The following is a 17,221-nucleotide window of genomic DNA, read 5'->3' as shown; positions in this document are numbered from 1 at the left end:
CAAGAGCCGTCTGGGTGGGGGCAGGTTTCTTCAACATGTCCCACAGAATCATAAAACCCCCGGCTACGCCAGGGGTTTGTCAGCAGTCTGAGGGCGGTGCCGATGGCGCCGCCCTTTTCTCAATCCAATACTCGAAAGCCTCAAGCGGCCGCGAGCTGCAGTTCCTTCTGGACCATACCGCGCAGCGTGCCGAGGTCCTTGGCGAAAGCGCGAATGCCTTCGGCGAGCTTTTCGGTCGCCATCGCGTCTTCGTTCATCATCCAGCGGAAGGTCTTTTCATCGATCGTGATCTTCGGCGCAGGCTTCGTCACATCGAGCGAGAGCTTGCGCTCGAGTTTGCCTTGGTCGTTGGAGAGTTCGTCGAGCAGGTTCGGCGCGATCGTCAGGCGATCGCAACCGGCCAGCGCCTCGATTTCACCAGCGCTGCGGAACGACGCGCCCATGACGATCGTCTTGATGTCGTTGGCCTTGTAATAGTTGTAGATGTCGCGGACGGAGAGGACACCCGGATCTTCCTCAGGCGTGAATTCCTTGCCTGTCGACTTCTTGTACCAGTCGAGAATGCGGCCGACGAAGGGTGAGATCAGAAACACGTTGGCGTCGGCGCAAGCAACCGCCTGGGCCTTCGAGAAGAGCAGCGTCAGGTTGCAGTCGATGCCTTCCTTCTGCAGGATTTCCGCTGCACGAATGCCTTCCCAGGTCGAAGCCAGTTTGATGAGAATGCGGTCGCGCTCGATGCCGCGTTCCTTGTAGGCAGCGATGATGGAACGTGCTTTGGCAAGCGACGCTTCGGTATCGAAAGAGAGGTCAGCATCGACTTCGGTCGACACACGGCCCGGAACGAGCTTCACAAGGGCGGCGCCGACGGAAATCGCCAGACGATCGGCAACGGCCGCGGAAACGGCCTCTGGATTGCCGCCCTGCTTTTTACCCCAGGCTACGGCTTCCTTTACCGTGTCTGCGAACATCGGCGTGCCGAGTGCCTTCAGCACGATGCTTGGGTTCGTGGTGCAATCGACCGGCTTCAGACGGGCAACAGCCTCGATGTCACCGGTATCGGCAACGACCGTGGTAATCTCGCGGAGTTGGTCAAGCTTGGATGTCATGGTCACTGGTCCTTTTGACTTGAGCTATGAGCCGGCGCGTATTGGACCGGCGAAATCATCTACGAACAGGCGATCGTCTTACTCAAACGACCTACAAACCTGAGGGACGGTCGATCGCACCTCCTCGCACGCCCGGGGCGCCTTCTTCGCGGCGACTATCGCTATTCCTGACTAGATATGTCAAGGACATTTGTGCATTTCAATTGACATAAGTGTCACACCCGTCATTATCGGGTGGAACAACGAACCTGTCCTGGCTTGATGGTAGATCTAGGGCGCAATTCGCTCCGGAGGAGATGTGGTCAAGCTCAAACGCGGTACGCACACGGCTTATTCTGAGGCATCCTCTCTCAGGCTGCGTGCTGCCTGGCTCTATTACAATCAGGGCTTGACGCAGAAGGATGTCGCAGAACAGCTCGGCATCAGCCGCACGACTGTTATTCGCCTGCTCGACGAGGCCATGAAGCGGAGCGAAGTGCAGATCTGGATCAACGACTCGATCGGCGACTGTGTCGAACTGTCGGTCAAGCTCGAGCGCGCCTATGGCCTTGACGAGGCGATCGTCGTCCCCGCACCCGCACACCCCGACGCCAACTCGCTTGCCAAAAGCGTCGGGCTTGCGCTTGGACAGTTTCTCTCCGAAGCCATTCCCGACGATTACACGATCGGCGTCGGCTGGGGCCGCACCATGACCGCCTCGCTCTCCAGTTTCCGGCCGCCTCGGCGCGACAATTGCAAGGTCGTCTCTCTGCTTGGCGGCGTCGTCGCCGTCCACCAGACGAACCCGATCGACTACACCTGGCGGCTCGCAAGCCAGCTCGGCGCTGAGTGCTACATGTTCCTCGCTCCGCTTCTGGTGGATTCGACCGAGACGAAACGAAACCTTGTCGAGAAATGCGGGCTGGACACGATCTATCGGCTGGCGGAAGCACTGGATCTTGCGATCGTCAGCTGCGGCGATATCGGCCCGCACCCAACCTCTCTGTCGGAGGGATGGATCTCGAAAGCCGAACTGGAACAGTTGATCGACGCCGGCTGCGTCTGCGACACCATGTTCAACTTCCTCGACAAGGACGGCAACACGGTCGATCACTCGATCAACAGTCGCGTCATGTCAGTGGACCTTGATACCTTGAAGAAGGCCAAACATATCGTGCTGTCATCGGGCGGCGCGCATCGGGCCGTGGCCATCCGGGCCACCATCAAGCGGATCGGCTGCAACACACTGATCACCGACGAAAGCGCCGCCAAGGCTCTGCTCGAACTGGCGGAGACTGCCTAACGGCTTGCCGACACGCGGTTATCGTCACCGCAGCTGGCACAGGCGCGTCAATTGCGATTGTGCCCAGTTACGCCCGAAATCCTGGGTATCCGGCAATCTCGATAACAGGCTTCCGATCTCACCATCGATTTCGATGTGGGTGTCCGTGATCCTGCATGCCCCCACATCGAGGGAGACAGTGGCCACAACCTTGCCCTCCACCGGCTCCATCTGAAAGAGCGCGTCATCGCCGGTCTCGCAGGTCAAAAGCGCTGTTGCCTTGATGGATGCGAGACTGTCTCCCGTCGAACAGACATCTGCGGACACAACCTTGAAACTGCTGGTTCGATTGGGTCCTACGGGAAGTTGCTCACACAACTGCGCGGTCGATATCGCTCGCGCGACATCCGGCCATTGCGGGCTACTCATCGCCGATTTGCAGCTGGCCCAGGCTGGGACCAACGACATCGCGAGCAGGCCAACGGCAATGCCGATGACCTTGCATGGCTTTTCTCCAGGGTTCATTTTCCGCCTCCTCGAGTCCCAGCCACGGAATCAAACCGGCGATTCCTGAGTTTTTGATGGCAGGGCTCTCGAGGGAGGAAGCGTATCCACAGATTGGATAGATGCGTCGCCGTGATCACGCGTGCGCCGCTTCCCAGCCCAGGATCGCACGCTTGCGGGTAAGACCCCAGTGATAGCCGGTCAGGGCGCCACCCTTGCCGACCGCCCGATGGCAGGGGACAACGAACGAAATCGGATTCGCCCCGACCGCAGCGCCGACGGCGCGCATCGCTTTTGGCCGGCCGATATCGTTGGCGATATCACTGTAGGTCACGGCCTTGCCGAAGGGGATCTTCAACAAGCTTTCCCATACCTGCACCTGGAAATCAGTGCCGATCAGCACGACGCGCAGCGGTTGGTCCGACGTCCAGCGGCCTGGCTCGAATATCCGCTCGGCATAGGGCGCTGTCGCTTCGGTATCCCGGACATAGGTCGCATTCGGCCAGCGGCATGTCATATCGTCAAGACAAGCCGCCTCGTCGCCGTGATTGCTGAAGGCAAGCCCCGCGAGGCCGCGGTCGGTAGCCATCACGAGTGCAACGCCGAATGGCGAAGGATGGAAGCCGTAGCGGATTGTCAGCCCGCCGCCCTTGGCCTTCCATTCGCCCGGCGACATCGCCTCATGCGTCACGAAAAGATCGTGCAAGCGGCTGGGGCCGGAGAGCCCGACCTCGATCGAGGTCTCCAGCAATGGCATCGCTTCCTCGCGGAGAAGCCGCTTTGCGTGATCGAGCGTGACGGCCTGCAGGAATGCCTTCGGAGACAGACCCGCCCACCGCGTGAATGTCTTCTGCAACTGCGTCGGCGATTGGCCGAGCCGTGCCGCGATCGTTTCGAGAGACGGCTGATCGCGATAGTCCTCGGTGATGAGTTCGATCACCTGGCGCACGGTTTCGTAATCAGAGCCATCGGGCGTGATGTCGTTGTTCAGCTTGGCTACCATGTTCATGATCTTTCTCCTTGTACCAAGGAGATAGTCAAGGGAGCGATCACAAGCCACCCGATTCTTGCGGGCCGGTCAGATCCGCTGTTTGACGGTGGCAAGCGCCCGTTTGAAGGCCAGGGCGAAGCTCTCGCGGTCATCCGGATTGAGGAAGGAACCGATATCCGTGCCCCTTCCCTCGCCTGAGATATACATGGAAAGGATGCCGATTTCCTGATGCCGGCGGACGAAGAAGCGGGTCCAGAATGGATTGAAGTGGTGCTCGACCATCCGACCGGAGGGCGCGAACTTGCGCACCGAAATATCGCTACGCGACACCGTCACCTCCTCCCGCACCCGGCCGGAACGGTAGTTCAGCCAGAAGGCGCCGTAGAGCAGCAGAAAATCCAGCCCGAAGAAGAAGCCGATCGGCCAGGCACCTGTTGCCACGAAGAACATGCCGTACATCGAGCACACCGCGCCGGTCAGAAGCAGCAACACCTTGAAACCCTTGCGGCCGAGCGACCGGTACGGAAAAAGCTCGGCGGCAAAAACAGGTTCTTCGTTGGCTTGATCGGCGTTGCCTTCCATCATGGCTGCCAAGTATAGATTTTCCATGTCAACTCCGAAACTCAAATCCGCTGCCACATCGCCGCACAACTCAAAAGTGATCGTTCGCGGGAAGAAGCCGGCAACAGTCCGCTCCGTCTATTCCGAAGCCGAGCGCGAGGAGATATTCCGCCGCTTCTCCATCCAACGCCCGGAGCCAAAGGGCGAACTGGAGCACACGAACCCGTTCACGCTTGTCGTCGCCGTCGCCCTTTCCGCCCAGGCGACGGACGCAGGCGTCAACAAGGCTACGCGGGCACTCTTCAAGATCGCCGACACGCCCGAGAAAATGCTGGCGCTTGGTGAGGAGCGGGTACGCGACTACATCAAGACGATCGGCCTCTATCGAAACAAGGCAAAGAACGTCATCGCTCTCTCGCGGATGCTGGTCGACAAGTTCGGTAGCGTCGTGCCGCAGACACGCGACGAGCTGGTGACGCTGCCCGGTGTCGGCCGCAAGACCGCCAACGTCGTGCTATCTATGGCCTTCGGCCAGGCGACGATGGCGGTGGATACGCATATTTTCCGTATCGCCAACCGCATCAAACTGGCACCGGGCAAAACGCCCGACGAGGTCGAGGAACGGCTGATGAAGGTGGTGCCGAGGCACTACCTCTATCATGCCCACCACTGGCTGATCCTGCATGGTCGCTACACCTGCAAGGCGCGCAAGCCGGAATGCGAGCGCTGCGTCATTGCCGACATCTGCAAGTCGCCCGAGAAGACCTGCGACGTGCCGGCGCCGTTGGTCGAACTACCGCGCCAAGTGATTGGAGAGGCCATCTGGTAAGCCTGGAGGCGCAGACTTCGGCATGCTCCACCTGCCCCTTAGCTGCGAAGTCCCGGATCGTCACGGGAAATCAGCTTGTGTAGATGCACCATCAATCCTGCGGCGAAGAGCGGCGTCAGCAAATTGACGATCGGGATGGCAAGGAAGGCGGCAATGACAAGCCCCGCGAGGAAGACTGTCGCCGCATGCTTGGCGCGGAACGCTCTTGCCTGCTGCGGCGAACGGAACCGCATCGCGGCAAACTCGAAGAATTCGCGGCCGAGCAGGTAGCCGTTGACCAGGAAGAAGGCGATCAGATTGATGCCCGGCACGAAGAGCAGGAAGAGCGCGACGACATTGCCAAGGATGACGACACCGAGAAACTTGACGGAGCTTGCGAGCGCCGGGCCGAGCGGCATCGCTGTGCCGGGCGGATCCGAGGGATAGTCCCGCTTTTCTACCACCTCCGCCACATCGTCGAGAAACAGACCGGCAATCAGCGCCGTCACCGGTGACAGCAACAGCGCCAACCCAAGCGCAAGTCCGATGCCGGCGGCGATCGCAAACACGAAGCCGAGCCACCCCGCCCAATCCGGCATGGCAGGAAAAAAGTTGGCAATCCACGGGAAGACAAACGATATAAAAGCACTACGCAGCGCCAGCCAGAGCCCGGCAAGCACCAGAAGAGTGAGCCCTAGCACCTTCCAGAAGACTGAGCGTGTTTCCGCCGCAAAAAGATTGATGACGGATAGGCGAGCGGCCTGAAAGATCATTCTGAGGTCTCCGGTTGCAACAACCATGTAGGAATCGGAACTTTGAACGGCAAGGCTGAAATAAACCCCACCAATTGACCCGAAACTTGTCGGGAAACCTATGTTAATATATAGTAATTTATCAACTAAGATTGTTTGATCCTGAGACGCAGCTTCCGGAATAGTTGCAAACGACAAGGGTTGCCCTGCATATCCGAGAAATGCTTCCGGGAAGATCAGGACGGCTGACGTGGAAGATTTTGTCCAGAAACTCCGCCAATATGCCAAGTCCGGCACCCCGGCCGAACGACGAATCGCGAAATATTTTTCTGAACATCTGAACGACCTCCCCTTTGAAACCGCGGCTTCCGTTGCCGACCGGCTGGACTTGAGTCCCATGACGGTGGGCCGTTTTCTTCGCGCGCTCGGCTATCAGGGACTCGATAGCGTCAAAATCCATATCCGCGAGACCAATACCATTTCGCCCACGCAGTTGCAGGCATCGTTCACACAACTGCAGACCGACGCCTCCGCCGGCAAGCCGCTGGCCGTTCTCGTTTCCGAGCAAATTCAGGCGCTGCACCATATCTACCACTTGACGGGCCAGCCGCAGTGGAGCGAAGCCGTGTCGATGATCGCTGCCGCGCGGGAGATCTTCGTCGCCACGCATGCGCGATTATCCGGCTTTGCATCCCACTTTGCCCAGCGATTGACGCACGCCCGAGATGGCGTTCGTGCGCTTGACGGGACGGGCAGCCGTTTCGCCGAGCTTTTCGCACGGCTGGACGGCAAGGACGCCTTGCTGATCGTGATCGACAGCCGCCGCTTCGGTAAAGCCCGGTTGCTGGCCCGGACGGCACGGCGCTACGGATACAAGGTCATCTTGATTACCGCACAAGGCGCCAACTGGATTCCGGATCAGGCCAATCTCGTGCTCGCTCTCCCCCCTGCCCGGTCTGAGGACGACGACAACCTGCCGCCGCTGATGGGCCTGCTCGACTGTCTGTCGGAAGCCGTCATCGCCGCTGCCGGTGAAGAAGCGAGCGCCCGCACCCGCCGCATGGCCGAATTCGGCAGCGTGCTCGGAGAGAGCGGAAACCGCTAGATGTAACGGGCGGAGCTCGGCCCGTTACACCATCAAGGCGCCTACTCCATCGCCTCCAGTTCGGCGCGGTGGCGGTACATGGCGAGCAATCTGCGATAGTCGCGGTCGTAAAGGGCCTGTCTGGCCGCATCCGGCAGCTGTTCTTCGCCGCCCGGATACATGGCCGACCCTGCTTCCGCAAGATCACCATAGAGACCGCACGCGACGGAAGCGGCCATCGCCGTGCCCAGCAGCACCGCCTCATTCATCTTCGGCACCACGACCTTGCAGCCGGTTGCATCCGAATAGAGCTCCATCAGCACCGGGTTCTTCACATGGCCGCCCGCGACATGCAAGGTGTCTGGCACATAGCCATACTCCTTCATCCGCTCGAGGATGTGGCGGATCCCCAGCGCGATCGCCACGGCAGTGCGCCAATAGAGCGTGCAGAGCCCGTCGAATGAGGTGTCGAGCGTCAGGCCGCTGATACCGCCGACGGCATGCGGGTCGGCAAGCGGCGAGCGGTTGCCGTGAAAATCGGGCAGGACGAAGATGCGGGCGCCGAATTCGTCCCCCTCCTCGGCGCGAAGCTGCGCAATGCGGAGGACGATCTTCTGGTGCAGCGCCGCAGTCGGTTCGCCGCCAGCCGCGTGCATCCGCACGACATGATCGAGCAACGCGCCCGTTGCCGATTGCCCCGCCTCGACCAGCCAGGATTCCGGAAAGACAACTTCGTAATACGGGCCCCACATGCCGTGGCTCGGCTTGCGCTCGCGCGAGAAGGACACGATACAGCTCGACGTGCCGGCAATGAGCGCCAGTTGGCGTTCCAGCCGGTGGACATCCTGCGCTTCGCCGCCAAGCGTGCCCAGCGCCCCGGCATAGGCATCGATCATGCCTGCGGAGACATGGCACGCCGTCGTCAATCCAAGCGCCGAGGCGGCTTCCTGCGTCAACGTTCCGACGCTCTTGCCGACCGGCACTGTTTCCTCCGGCAGCCGCCCGCGTTCCAATAGGTCACCAAGCCCGACCTGCTCGAGGAAGTCCTTCTGCCATCCCTTGTCCAGATGTGCGAGATAGTTCCACTTGGCCGTCAGCGTGCAGCGTGACCGCGCAAGCGAGCCGCTCGCCTTCCAGGTCATGAAATCGGCGAGGTCGAACAGATAGCCGGTGTTCATCCAGGTGCCAGGCAGCTTCTTCTTCAACCACATCAGCTTCGGCATTTCCATTTCCGGCGACATGAAATGCCCGGAATGCTCCAGCACCGGATGCTCCGTCGCCGTGCAGAAATCGGCTTCCTTCAGTGCCCGGTGGTCGAGCCAGACGATCGTGTCGAAGCGTCGTTCGCCACCTGTCGAAACGCTGATCTGACCACCGTCGACATCGCGCACGACGAGCGAACAGGTGGCGTCGAAGCCGATCGCGCCCACCGATGCAGGTGTCGCACCCGATTGCTCCATCGCCTTGCGCACAGCAATGCAGACCGCCGACCAGATGTCTTCGGAATCGTGTTCGGCGTGGTTCTCACGCGGCCTGTTCATGATGATCGGGTGTTCGGCCTTGCCCAGCAACGCACCGCGAGCGTCGAAGACGCCGGCGCGCGCACTGCCCGTGCCGATATCGACCGCAACCACATGCTGAGGCATTAAAGGTGCATCCCGTCCTGCTTATGTTTGCGGACAAGGTGGATCAAATCCGGCATCGCGTCAAACACGGCTTCGGGAGAAAGCCGGTCAAGTTCAGCGCGATAGCCTGAAAAATTGGCGTGCGAACCGCCCGTGAAGGCAAATACCCTCATGCCTGCAGCCTTCGCCGCTTCGATGCCAGCGGGGCTGTCTTCGACGACGACGCAATTCGCAGGATCGACGTTCATTTCCCGCGCCGCATGCAGGAAGAGGTCGGGCGCCGGCTTGCCGTGCTTGACCATCGTGGCGCTGAAGATATCAGGCAGCCGGTCGATCAAACCGGTGACCGTCAGCGACAAGCGGATGCGCTCGACCTGGCTGGAAGAGGCGACACAACAGGGAACGCTGAGCCGATCGATCGTTTCGGCAACCCCATCCATCGGCTTCAACTCGTTGCGAAACCGCGCGTAGAGATCGGTGCGAATCTGCTCGAGAAACTCCTGGCCCGGATGGACGTTGTATTCAGTCTTCATCGTCTCGATCACAGTTGCGAGACTTCGCCCGAGAAAACGACCGTAGACCTCTTCCTCGGTGATCGGGACGTTAAGATCGTTCATCGCCTTGACGAGGACACTCACCGAGATCGGCTCGCTGTCGACAAGAACGCCATCGCAATCGAAAATGACCAGCCGTGTTTCAGCCTCAGCCATGGCAGACCCAATCGCAGTTGGTGCAGGAAGTTTCCATCCACCGGACGGGGCGGAGGCGGCGACAGGAATGCCGCCACAGATCCTTACACAGCAAGTTTGTTGTCGAGATAAAGCTGCAGGGTTTCACGCGTGCCCTTTTCCCACAGGGTTTTCAATGCGTGGGCAAAGCGCTTGCAGAACAGCTCGGATTTCGACACCTCGCCGAAGATGTCGTCGAAGGCGAGGAACGCCATCGGATCATTCTTGGCCTTCAAAGCTGCAGCACGCAGCCGGTCGGCGCTCGCGTCGTTGAAGGCGATGTCCTTGCCGCTGTCCGTCTTTCCCGCGAAGTAGCGGCACCATAGCGCCGAAACCAGCGCCAGGCCGACGACATCCCTGCCCTGGTTCAGGTTGTCGAGCGTCGACGGCAGAATGAACTTCGGCTGCCGGTTCGACCCGTCCTGCGCCAGACGCGGGATCGTATCGGCAATTTTCGGATTGAGCAGTCGGTGCTCGATCAGCGCGAAGTAGTCCGTCAGCGAAATATTGGGGACCGGCGGAACGATCGGAATGATCTCTTCTTTTTCCAGCTTGGCGAGGAAGGCCCGGATCAGTGGATCTTCCATCGAATCGTGCACGAAATGGATGTCCATCAGCGCTGCCGGATAGGCAATCGCGGCATGTCCGCCGTTCAGAATCCGGATTTTCATGTGCTCGTAAGGCGTCACATCCGGCACGAACGTCACACCCACCTTCTCCAGCGGTGGACGCCCTGCGGTGAACTTGTCTTCCAGCACCCACTGCTTGAACTCTTCGCAATAGACGGGCCAGTTGTCCTCGATGCCAAAGGCATCCTTCAAAAGATCGATTTCCCGCTGCCCCGTTGCCGGCGTGATGCGGTCCACCATGGCGTTCGGGAAGGCGACGTTCGACTTGATCCAGTCGGCGAAGGCGGGATCTGAAAGCCGTGCTGTGCCGACAACGGCGTTCGAGGTCACGACGCCGTTATGCGGAATGTTGTCACAGGACATGACGGTGAAAGGCACGATACCCTTCTCCTTGCGCGCCTTGAGCCCGGCGACAATAAGGCCGAAGACGGTTTTCGGGTCGGCGGGGTTCTGGCCATCGGCGGCGATCGCCCGGTGACCCGGATTGAACTTGCCGGATGCATCGATGAAATAGCCGCCTTCGGTGATCGTCATCGAAACGATGCGGATTGCGGGATCGGCAAGCGTGGCAATGATCGCCTTGGCGTCGCCGACAGGCAGAATATCGATCATCGGCGCGGTGATGCGTGCGGCCGTCTTGTTGTTGTCCTGCTCGACAACCGTGGTCAGGAAGTCCTGCGCAGCAAGCTTTTCGCGCATGGCCGCATCGGAGGGGAGAATACCGGCCCCGATGATCGCCCAATCATGACCCTGACCCTGATTGAAAAGGTCGTCGAGATAGATCGCCTGGTGGGCACGGTGGAAATTGCCCACCCCGAAGTGCACGATGCCCGCCTTCAGCGACGCCCGCTCGTAGGTTGGTACGGTGGCTGTCTTTGCCGCCTCGGAAAGCGTTGCCAGCGATAATTTGCACGTCATGTTTCAGTCCTCTTGAAGGTCTTCGGGATCGGCTATGACCCGGTATCGGCACGCCGGGCACCTTGTCCGGCGTTGCTCTTTCGTCCCCAACCCGGCAACAATGCGCTCAGATGGCGAGGCCGCCTTCGTTGAATTTGTGGATCCGTGTTTTGTCGGGCGTCAGATAAACAGCATCGCCGGCCTTTGCCGGGAAGTCGCCACCGCCACGCGCCGTGACATGGCCAATGCCTTCGACATCGACATGCAGGAAGGTATCCGCGCCGAGATGTTCGGCGACCATCACCTTGCCCTTCCAGTCGCCGCTTTCGGTCGACAACAACACATGCTCCGGTCGTACGCCGATCGTGGGCGCGCCGAACTGGGCGGAATACTGGCCCTTGACGAAGTTCATCTTCGGCGAGCCGATGAAGCCCGCGACGAAAAGGTTGCGCGGCTTGTGATAGAGCTCCAGCGGCGAACCGACCTGCTCGATATTGCCGCGGTTCAGCACGACGATCTTGTCGGCCATGGTCATGGCTTCGACCTGGTCGTGGGTGACGTAAATCATCGTCGTCTTCAGCTGCTGGTGCAGCTCGCTGATCTCGAGGCGCATGTTGACGCGAAGCGCGGCATCAAGGTTCGAGAGTGGCTCGTCGAACAGGAAGGCCGACGGCTGGCGCACGATGGCGCGGCCGATCGCGACGCGCTGGCGCTGACCACCCGAAAGCTGGCGCGGCTTGCGCTCGAGATAGTCCGTCAGGTTTAGAACGCGTGCGGCGTCGGCGACTTTCCTGTCGATCTCCGCCTTGTCGACGCCGGCCATCTTGAGCGGGAAGGCGATGTTGTTGCGCACGCTCATGTGCGGATAGAGCGCATAGGACTGGAAGACCATCGCGAGCCCGCGTTCCGACGGCGCCTTTTCCGTTGCATCCCTGCCGTCAATGACGATGTTGCCGCCGCTGACATCCTCAAGACCGGCAATCAATCGGAGCAGGGTGGACTTGCCGCAGCCGGACGGGCCGACGAAGACGACGAACTCGCCGTCCTTGATCTCGAGGTCGATCGAAGGGATGACCTTGGCTTCACCGAAGACCTTCGAAACTTTCTGAAGGGTAATGCTTCCCATGTTTCTCTCCCTGATGTCTTATTTCACCGCGCCGAAGGTCAGGCCGCGGACGAGTTGTTTCTGCGAGAACCAGCCGAGGATCAGGATCGGGGCGATCGCCATGGTGGAGGCCGCCGAAAGCTTGGCGTAGAACAGGCCTTCGGGGCTGGAATAGGATGCGATGAAGGCCGTCAGCGGCGCTGCTTTCGAGGCGCTCAGGTTCAGCGTCCAGAAGGCTTCGTTCCAAGCCAGGATGATGTTGAGGAGCAGTGTCGAAGCAATGCCCGGCACCGCCATCGGCGTCAGCACATAGATGATCTCCTTGAGAAGCGAGGCGCCGTCCATCCGGGCGGCTTCTAGGATTTCTCCGGGGATCTCCTTGAAGTAGGTGTAGAGCATCCACACGATGATCGGCAGGTTGATCAGCGTCAGCACGATCACCAGTCCGAAACGGCTGTCGAGCAGGCCCGAGTTGCGAAACAGCAGGTAGATCGGGATGAGTGCGCCGACCGGAGGCATCATCTTCGTGGACAGCATCCACATCAGAAGATCCTTCGTCCGCTTGGTCGGCGAAAACGCCATGGCCCAGGCGGCGGGGATAGCGATGATCAGACCGATCAGCGTCGAGCCAAAGGAAATGATCACCGAGTTCATGAAGTGACCAAGATAGTTCGAGCGGCTTTGGACTTCCGCGTAACTCTCGGTCGTCCAATGGAAGAACAGGAACTGCGGCGGTGAGGCAATGGCATCCGCTTCCGTCTTGAAGCTCGTCAAGAACGTCCAGAGGATCGGGAAGAAGATCAGAATGCCGAGCGCCCAGGCGACTGCGGTCATGACCACTTTGCGTCGAGTTGAGACCTTTCTAGCCATCTCAAGCCTCCAGATTCTTGCCGACGAGGCGGACGAGGAAGATCGCAACGATGTTGGCGAGGATAACCGCGACGATACCACCTGCCGAGGCGCCGCCGATATCGAATTGCAGCAGTGCCTGCGCGTAAACGAGGAAGGTAAGGTTCGTGCTCTGCGTGCCAGGGCCGCCGTTGGTGGTCACCAGAATTTCGGCAAAGACCGAGAGCAGGAAGATCGTCTGGATCAGGATAACCACCGTGATGGCGCGCGCCATGTGCGGCAGGATGATGTAGAAGAACTTCGAGAGCGCACCGGCGCCGTCCATCTCGGCGGCTTCCTTCTGCTCTTCATCGAGCGACTGCAGTGCTGTCAGCATGATAAGGGTCGCGAAGGGTAACCATTGCCAGGCAACAATCAGGATGATCGAAAACAACGGCGCATTCGCCAGCCAGTCGTAAGGCTGCAGGCCGAGTGCCTTGGCAAGATGCGCAAAGAGCCCATTGACCGGGTTCATGAACATGTTTTTCCACACAAGCGCCGCAACCGTTGGCATGACGAAGAAGGGCGCGATCACCAGAATGCGCACGATCCCCTGCCCGTAAATATCCTGGTCGAGCAGCAGCGCAAACAAGATACCACCGATGACAGTGATCAACAGCACGCCAAGCACGAGGAGCAACGTATTGATCAATGCGGAGAAAAAGGCGGGATCGGTTAGGAAATATTTGTAGTTCAGGAAGCCGACGAAGGTTTCCATCCCCGGGCTGAGCAAATTGTAACTCAGCGTCGAGAAATAGATCGTCATCACGAGCGGGACGATCATCCACAGGAAGAGAAGCACAACGGATGGTGCGATCATCATTCGCGCTGCGGAGCGGGTGTGTAACGTTGCCATGGCGTGACCGATCCTGTTCAAAGAGGCAGACGGCTGCGGGACAGCTGAGCAAAAAAGGGCCGCCGATGCAGTTTGGGCAATTCGGCGACCCAGACGGGCGGGGAGGTCAAAGGCCCCGCCTTCTCAGGAGGTTATTTTATTTGATGTAACCAGCCTTGGTCATTTCGCGGGTCGTCAACTGCTGTGCGCTCTGCAGGGCCTGGTCGACCGAAACCTGGCCGGCGAGAGCTGCGGAGAACTGCTGGCCGACCGCCGTGCCGATGCCCTGGAACTCAGGGATGGCGACGAACTGGACACCGACATAAGGGACCGGCTTGACGGTCGGCTTGGTCGGATCGGCCGCGTTGATCGAGTCGATTGTCGTCTTCGCGAAAGGCGCTGCCTTCTGGTAATCCGCATTTGCATAGAGCGACGTGCGGGTACCGGGAGGTGCGTTCAGCCAGCCTTCCTTCTCGGCGACGAGGTTGGTGTAGTCCTTGCTCGTCGCCCAGGCGACGAATTTCTCGGCAGCCTCGACCTTCTGCGAGCCGGCCGGGATGGCGAGGCTCCAGGCCCACAGCCAGTTGCCGCGCTTGCCGAGGCCCTTGTCCGGAGCCAGAGCGAAGCCGACCTTGTCGGCGACGGTGGATTCCTTCGGGTTGCTGACGAAGGAGGCAGCAACGGTCGCGTCGATCCACATGCCGCACTTGCCGGTCTGGAAGAGCGCCAGGTTTTCATTGAAGCCGTTCGACGAAGCGCCCGGAGGGCCGGCTTCCTTCATCAGGTTGACGTAGAAGTTCAGCGTGTCCTTCCACTCCGGTTGATCGAACTGCGGCTTCCATTGCTCATCGAACCAGCGGGCACCGAAGGAATTCGACATCGCCGTCAGAAAGGCCATGTTTTCACCCCAGCCGGCCTTGCCGCGCAGGCAGATGCCGTAGATTTCCTTGTCCTTGTTGGTGATCTTCTTCGCGGCTTCCGCGATGAAGTCCCAGGTCGGCGCGTCCGGCATCTTCAGGCCGGCGGCTTCGAACAGGTCCTTGCGGTACATGACCATCGAGCTTTCGCCGTAGAATGGCGCTGCATAGAGCTTGCCGTCGGCGGTCAGGCCGCTGCGGATTGCCGGAAGCAGGTCGTCAGCGTCGTATTCGGCGCCCAGATTGTCGAGCGGCAACAGCCAGCCCTGCTTTGCCCAGATCGGAACTTCATAGGTGCCGATCGTCAGAACGTCGTATTGACCGCCCTTGGTCGCGATGTCGGTCGTGACCTTCTGGCGCAGGACGTTTTCTTCGAGGGTAACCCACTCGAGATCGATGTCGGGGTTCTTTTTCTTGAAGTCATCCGTCAGCTTCTGCATCCGGATCATGTCGCCGTTGTTGACGGTCGCGATTGTCAGCGTTTCGGCCGAAGCCATGCCGGCAAACGCCAGTGCTGAGCAGGCGCCCAGCAGGAGAGTTCTCAATGTCATATCTTCCTCCCAGAAGATGGGTGCGAGCATTCGCTTTGCTCATGGGCAATTACTCGCTCATGGGAGAAAAATGTCAATCACCATTCGTTGCTGCAGCAGCGAAGGCGGGGGTTATCTACCTGAATTTAAATGAATAAATATTTGCTCACGACTTGAGCAGATACTCGGCAGTGTCCTCATCGGTGATAAGCGCATTGATCTGATGGCCTGTTACAGCCGCCTTGATCGCCTTGAATTTGCGCTTGCCCTTGCCGATTCCAATGACGGTCGACGACTCGCGCGAGGGTATCGACGCAGAGGCCACCCGCTCGTTGATCGGGTTGTCGAGGAGCTTGCCTTCGCCATCGAACACCCAGCCGCAGATCTCACCTACGGCGCCGTTGCGCATCAGCTCCATCATCTCGTCCTTCTCGAGAAAGCCGTCGACGCAAAGCGGCCCGTCGATGCCAAGCTCGCCGATGCCGACGAATGTCACGTCCGCCTGCGAGCTGATCTCCAGCGTCGAGCGGACGAGCTGCTGACCGTGCAAGGTTTCCCTCTCCTCCGCCGACGTCACCAGGACCGGCAGCGGCATCGGGAAGTGCCGCGCTTTCACCGCGTCGGCCATGCTGAAGATGACGTTGTAATAAGCGGCCGAACCATCAGGCGCGATGTTGCCGGTCAGCGACACGATGCGGTGGTTGGGACATTCGATGGCGGGCAGCTGATCGACCGCGGCTTTCAACGTTCGCCCTGTGCCGACCGCCAGCACGATCGGATCCGTCCGCTTCAGCCAGCGTTCGATTTCAGCCGCCGCGGCTTCCGCGATGCCGACGGTCGTCGAGCTGGAGCCCGGGTCGCTCGGCACGACCTCGACATGCTTCAGGTTGAACTTCTTGCGCACGGCATTGGCGAGTTCGAGGCAAGCGGCGATCGGATGGTCGAGCCGCACCTTGATGAGCCGTTCGGCAACGGCGAGTGACACCAGACGCTGTGCCGATTGCCGCGAAATCCCCATGGAAGAGGCAATCTCATCCTGCGTCCGTCCCGCCACGTAGTAGAGCCATCCTGCACGCGCCGCGTCATCCAGCCGTCCCGAAGTCTCGGATTTTCTTACCATCAAGTCTCTACCATGCTGAAAGGACCGGCCGTAGCCGACGCGAAGATACACATTGCGGCAGATCAAACCAGAATTCGGGCAAATGTCGAGTGCATTGAGAAATCGCACAGCCTATTTTGACTTGCCGCGCGGGGGCCGGATGCCATCTGCTTGTCATCTTTGTCGATCAAGCCTTGCTTGACCGAGGGTTGAACTGCGAGCTAACTGGCAGCGAGGAAAAAACTGTGCGAATTCTGCTGGTTGAAGATGACAGAATGATTGGTGGAGCAGTGCGGGATCACGTCGTCGCGGCCAATCATGCTGTCGACTGGGTACAAAGTCTCGCCGACGCTGACGCCGCGTCTCGACCTGTCGACTACGGGCTGATCCTTCTCGATCTTCAGCTCCCAGATGGCAGTGGCGTTGAGTTTCTTCGCCGCTTTCGCGAAAGAGGCCTGAAGACGCCCGTTATCATCTTGACCGCGCGCGACCAGATTTCGGATCGCATCGATGGACTGAATGCCGGCGCCGACGACTATCTCGTGAAGCCGTTCAATCTGGACGAGTTGGAAGCGCGTATCATGGCGGTCGCGCGCCGCTATGACGCCAATCCGCATCCCGTGCTCCGCATTTCCGATATCGAGATCAACCGGCCCCTGCATCAACTCTCCGTGGCCGGCGAAACGATCATCCTGACGAGCCGCGAATGGGCGGTGCTCGACCTTTTGACCGCCCGCCCAGGCGCGATCGTTCCGAAGGACCGAATCGAGGAAGCGCTCTATGCGTTCGGCTCGGAGATCGAAAGCAACACCGTCGAGGTCTATGTGAGCCGCTTGCGCAAGAAGATCGGCAAGGACAGGATCCGCACGGCACGCGGCATCGGCTACACACTCGGATGAAG

Annotated in this window: 17 protein-coding genes; 4 read left to right on the top strand and 13 right to left on the bottom strand. The window is 59.9% G+C overall.

From position 1 onward, the window contains the following. Positions 1–140: 140 nt before the first annotated feature. On the bottom strand, positions 141–1,106 hold the full coding sequence (gene tal / locus FHX09_RS25240) for a transaldolase (protein WP_132591633.1): 966 nt from the start codon (positions 1,104–1,106) through the stop codon (positions 141–143). A 298-nt stretch (positions 1,107–1,404) separates the two neighbouring features. Here tal and FHX09_RS25235 point away from each other — a divergent pair, with 298 nt between their 5' ends. Beyond that, positions 1,405–2,388: a sugar-binding transcriptional regulator gene (locus tag FHX09_RS25235; protein WP_184450798.1), complete on the top strand. Its 984-nt coding sequence runs from the start codon at positions 1,405–1,407 to the stop codon at positions 2,386–2,388. 24 nt (positions 2,389–2,412) lie between these two features. Here the strand turns inward: FHX09_RS25235 and FHX09_RS25230 are convergent, their stop codons facing one another. From FHX09_RS25230 to FHX09_RS25220, 3 genes are all read right to left on the bottom strand, one after another. Continuing rightward, the gene (locus tag FHX09_RS25230) at positions 2,413–2,892 is read right to left on the bottom strand and encodes a hypothetical protein (RefSeq protein WP_132591629.1); all 480 of its coding nucleotides are present in this window, start codon (positions 2,890–2,892) and stop codon (positions 2,413–2,415) included. Positions 2,893–3,007: 115 nt separating this feature from the next. After that, complete coding sequence (locus FHX09_RS25225) at positions 3,008–3,880, bottom strand: bifunctional helix-turn-helix domain-containing protein/methylated-DNA--[protein]-cysteine S-methyltransferase (RefSeq protein ID WP_132591627.1); 873 nt, start codon at positions 3,878–3,880, stop codon at positions 3,008–3,010. Positions 3,881–3,949: 69 nt separating this feature from the next. Next, positions 3,950–4,447: a DUF2244 domain-containing protein gene (locus FHX09_RS25220; protein WP_037082938.1), complete on the bottom strand. Its 498-nt coding sequence runs from the start codon at positions 4,445–4,447 to the stop codon at positions 3,950–3,952. Positions 4,448–4,469: 22 nt separating this feature from the next. Between FHX09_RS25220 and nth the strand changes: the two genes are divergently transcribed. Continuing rightward, a complete protein-coding gene (gene nth / locus FHX09_RS25215; RefSeq protein WP_246699508.1) occupies positions 4,470–5,252 on the top strand; it encodes an endonuclease III in 783 nt (260 codons plus the stop codon). 38 nt (positions 5,253–5,290) lie between these two features. Here nth and FHX09_RS25210 read toward each other — a convergent pair whose 3' ends face one another. After that, entirely contained in the window at positions 5,291–6,004 is a 714-nt protein-coding gene (locus tag FHX09_RS25210) for a sulfate transporter family protein (protein WP_184450796.1), read from the bottom strand. Positions 6,005–6,233: 229 nt separating this feature from the next. Between FHX09_RS25210 and FHX09_RS25205 the strand changes: the two genes are divergently transcribed. Further along, complete coding sequence (locus FHX09_RS25205; protein WP_007793933.1) at positions 6,234–7,088, top strand: MurR/RpiR family transcriptional regulator; 855 nt, start codon at positions 6,234–6,236, stop codon at positions 7,086–7,088. Positions 7,089–7,129: 41 nt separating this feature from the next. Here FHX09_RS25205 and FHX09_RS25200 read toward each other — a convergent pair whose 3' ends face one another. From FHX09_RS25200 to FHX09_RS25165, 8 genes are all read right to left on the bottom strand, one after another. After that, positions 7,130–8,713 (bottom strand): FGGY-family carbohydrate kinase, encoded by a 1,584-nt coding sequence (locus tag FHX09_RS25200; RefSeq protein ID WP_132591623.1) that lies wholly within the window; start codon positions 8,711–8,713, stop codon positions 7,130–7,132. Continuing rightward, positions 8,713–9,402 carry an HAD family hydrolase gene (locus FHX09_RS25195; RefSeq protein ID WP_184450795.1) on the bottom strand — a complete coding sequence of 230 codons (690 nt, stop codon included), beginning with the start codon at positions 9,400–9,402 and terminating at the stop codon, positions 8,713–8,715. The genes FHX09_RS25200 and FHX09_RS25195 overlap by 1 nt, the downstream gene beginning before the upstream one ends. Before the next feature lie 83 nt (positions 9,403–9,485). Continuing rightward, positions 9,486–10,967 (bottom strand): mannitol dehydrogenase family protein, encoded by a 1,482-nt coding sequence (locus FHX09_RS25190; RefSeq protein WP_132591619.1) that lies wholly within the window; start codon positions 10,965–10,967, stop codon positions 9,486–9,488. A 106-nt stretch (positions 10,968–11,073) separates the two neighbouring features. Next, the gene (locus FHX09_RS25185) at positions 11,074–12,072 is read right to left on the bottom strand and encodes an ABC transporter ATP-binding protein (protein ID WP_007793946.1); all 999 of its coding nucleotides are present in this window, start codon (positions 12,070–12,072) and stop codon (positions 11,074–11,076) included. Positions 12,073–12,090: 18 nt separating this feature from the next. Continuing rightward, positions 12,091–12,921, bottom strand: a complete 831-nt coding sequence (locus tag FHX09_RS25180; protein WP_007793948.1) for a carbohydrate ABC transporter permease — start codon at positions 12,919–12,921, stop codon at positions 12,091–12,093. Between the two features lies 1 nt (position 12,922). After that, entirely contained in the window at positions 12,923–13,795 is an 873-nt protein-coding gene (locus FHX09_RS25175; protein ID WP_007793952.1) for a sugar ABC transporter permease, read from the bottom strand. A gap of 136 nt (positions 13,796–13,931) precedes the next feature. After that, on the bottom strand, positions 13,932–15,242 hold the full coding sequence (locus tag FHX09_RS25170; RefSeq protein ID WP_132591617.1) for a sugar ABC transporter substrate-binding protein: 1,311 nt from the start codon (positions 15,240–15,242) through the stop codon (positions 13,932–13,934). Positions 15,243–15,387: 145 nt separating this feature from the next. After that, a complete protein-coding gene (locus tag FHX09_RS25165; protein ID WP_132591615.1) occupies positions 15,388–16,341 on the bottom strand; it encodes a sugar-binding transcriptional regulator in 954 nt (317 codons plus the stop codon). A 224-nt stretch (positions 16,342–16,565) separates the two neighbouring features. On the opposite strand from FHX09_RS25165, the gene FHX09_RS25160 reads away from it, so the two are divergent. After that, positions 16,566–17,219 (top strand): response regulator, encoded by a 654-nt coding sequence (locus FHX09_RS25160; RefSeq protein ID WP_132591613.1) that lies wholly within the window; start codon positions 16,566–16,568, stop codon positions 17,217–17,219. The last annotated feature ends 2 nt before the right edge of the window (positions 17,220–17,221 follow it).

This window comes from Rhizobium sp. BK538, from assembly GCF_014197575.1.
Taxonomy (GTDB): Bacteria; Pseudomonadota; Alphaproteobacteria; order Rhizobiales; family Rhizobiaceae; genus Rhizobium.
This window is presented reverse-complemented; position numbering and strand designations above follow the sequence as displayed.

What these genes read in the sequence shown, in the direction of transcription:
- FHX09_RS25210 (WP_184450796.1), bottom strand. Translation starts at nt 6,004, where the DNA reads ATGATCTTTCAGGCCGCTCGCCTATCCGTCATCAATCTTTTTGCGGCG.
- FHX09_RS25190 (WP_132591619.1), bottom strand. Translation starts at nt 10,967, where the DNA reads ATGACGTGCAAATTATCGCTGGCAACGCTTTCCGAGGCGGCAAAGACA.
- FHX09_RS25170 (WP_132591617.1), bottom strand. Translation starts at nt 15,242, where the DNA reads ATGACATTGAGAACTCTCCTGCTGGGCGCCTGCTCAGCACTGGCGTTT.
- FHX09_RS25185 (WP_007793946.1), bottom strand. Translation starts at nt 12,072, where the DNA reads ATGGGAAGCATTACCCTTCAGAAAGTTTCGAAGGTCTTCGGTGAAGCC.
- nth (WP_246699508.1), top strand. Translation starts at nt 4,470, where the DNA reads ATGTCAACTCCGAAACTCAAATCCGCTGCCACATCGCCGCACAACTCA.
- FHX09_RS25220 (WP_037082938.1), bottom strand. Translation starts at nt 4,447, where the DNA reads ATGATGGAAGGCAACGCCGATCAAGCCAACGAAGAACCTGTTTTTGCC.
- tal (WP_132591633.1), bottom strand. Translation starts at nt 1,106, where the DNA reads ATGACATCCAAGCTTGACCAACTCCGCGAGATTACCACGGTCGTTGCC.
- FHX09_RS25165 (WP_132591615.1), bottom strand. Translation starts at nt 16,341, where the DNA reads ATGGTAAGAAAATCCGAGACTTCGGGACGGCTGGATGACGCGGCGCGT.
- FHX09_RS25230 (WP_132591629.1), bottom strand. Translation starts at nt 2,892, where the DNA reads ATGAACCCTGGAGAAAAGCCATGCAAGGTCATCGGCATTGCCGTTGGC.
- FHX09_RS25225 (WP_132591627.1), bottom strand. Translation starts at nt 3,880, where the DNA reads ATGAACATGGTAGCCAAGCTGAACAACGACATCACGCCCGATGGCTCT.
- FHX09_RS25200 (WP_132591623.1), bottom strand. Translation starts at nt 8,713, where the DNA reads ATGCCTCAGCATGTGGTTGCGGTCGATATCGGCACGGGCAGTGCGCGC.
- FHX09_RS25195 (WP_184450795.1), bottom strand. Translation starts at nt 9,402, where the DNA reads ATGGCTGAGGCTGAAACACGGCTGGTCATTTTCGATTGCGATGGCGTT.
- FHX09_RS25175 (WP_007793952.1), bottom strand. Translation starts at nt 13,795, where the DNA reads ATGGCAACGTTACACACCCGCTCCGCAGCGCGAATGATGATCGCACCA.
- FHX09_RS25180 (WP_007793948.1), bottom strand. Translation starts at nt 12,921, where the DNA reads ATGGCTAGAAAGGTCTCAACTCGACGCAAAGTGGTCATGACCGCAGTC.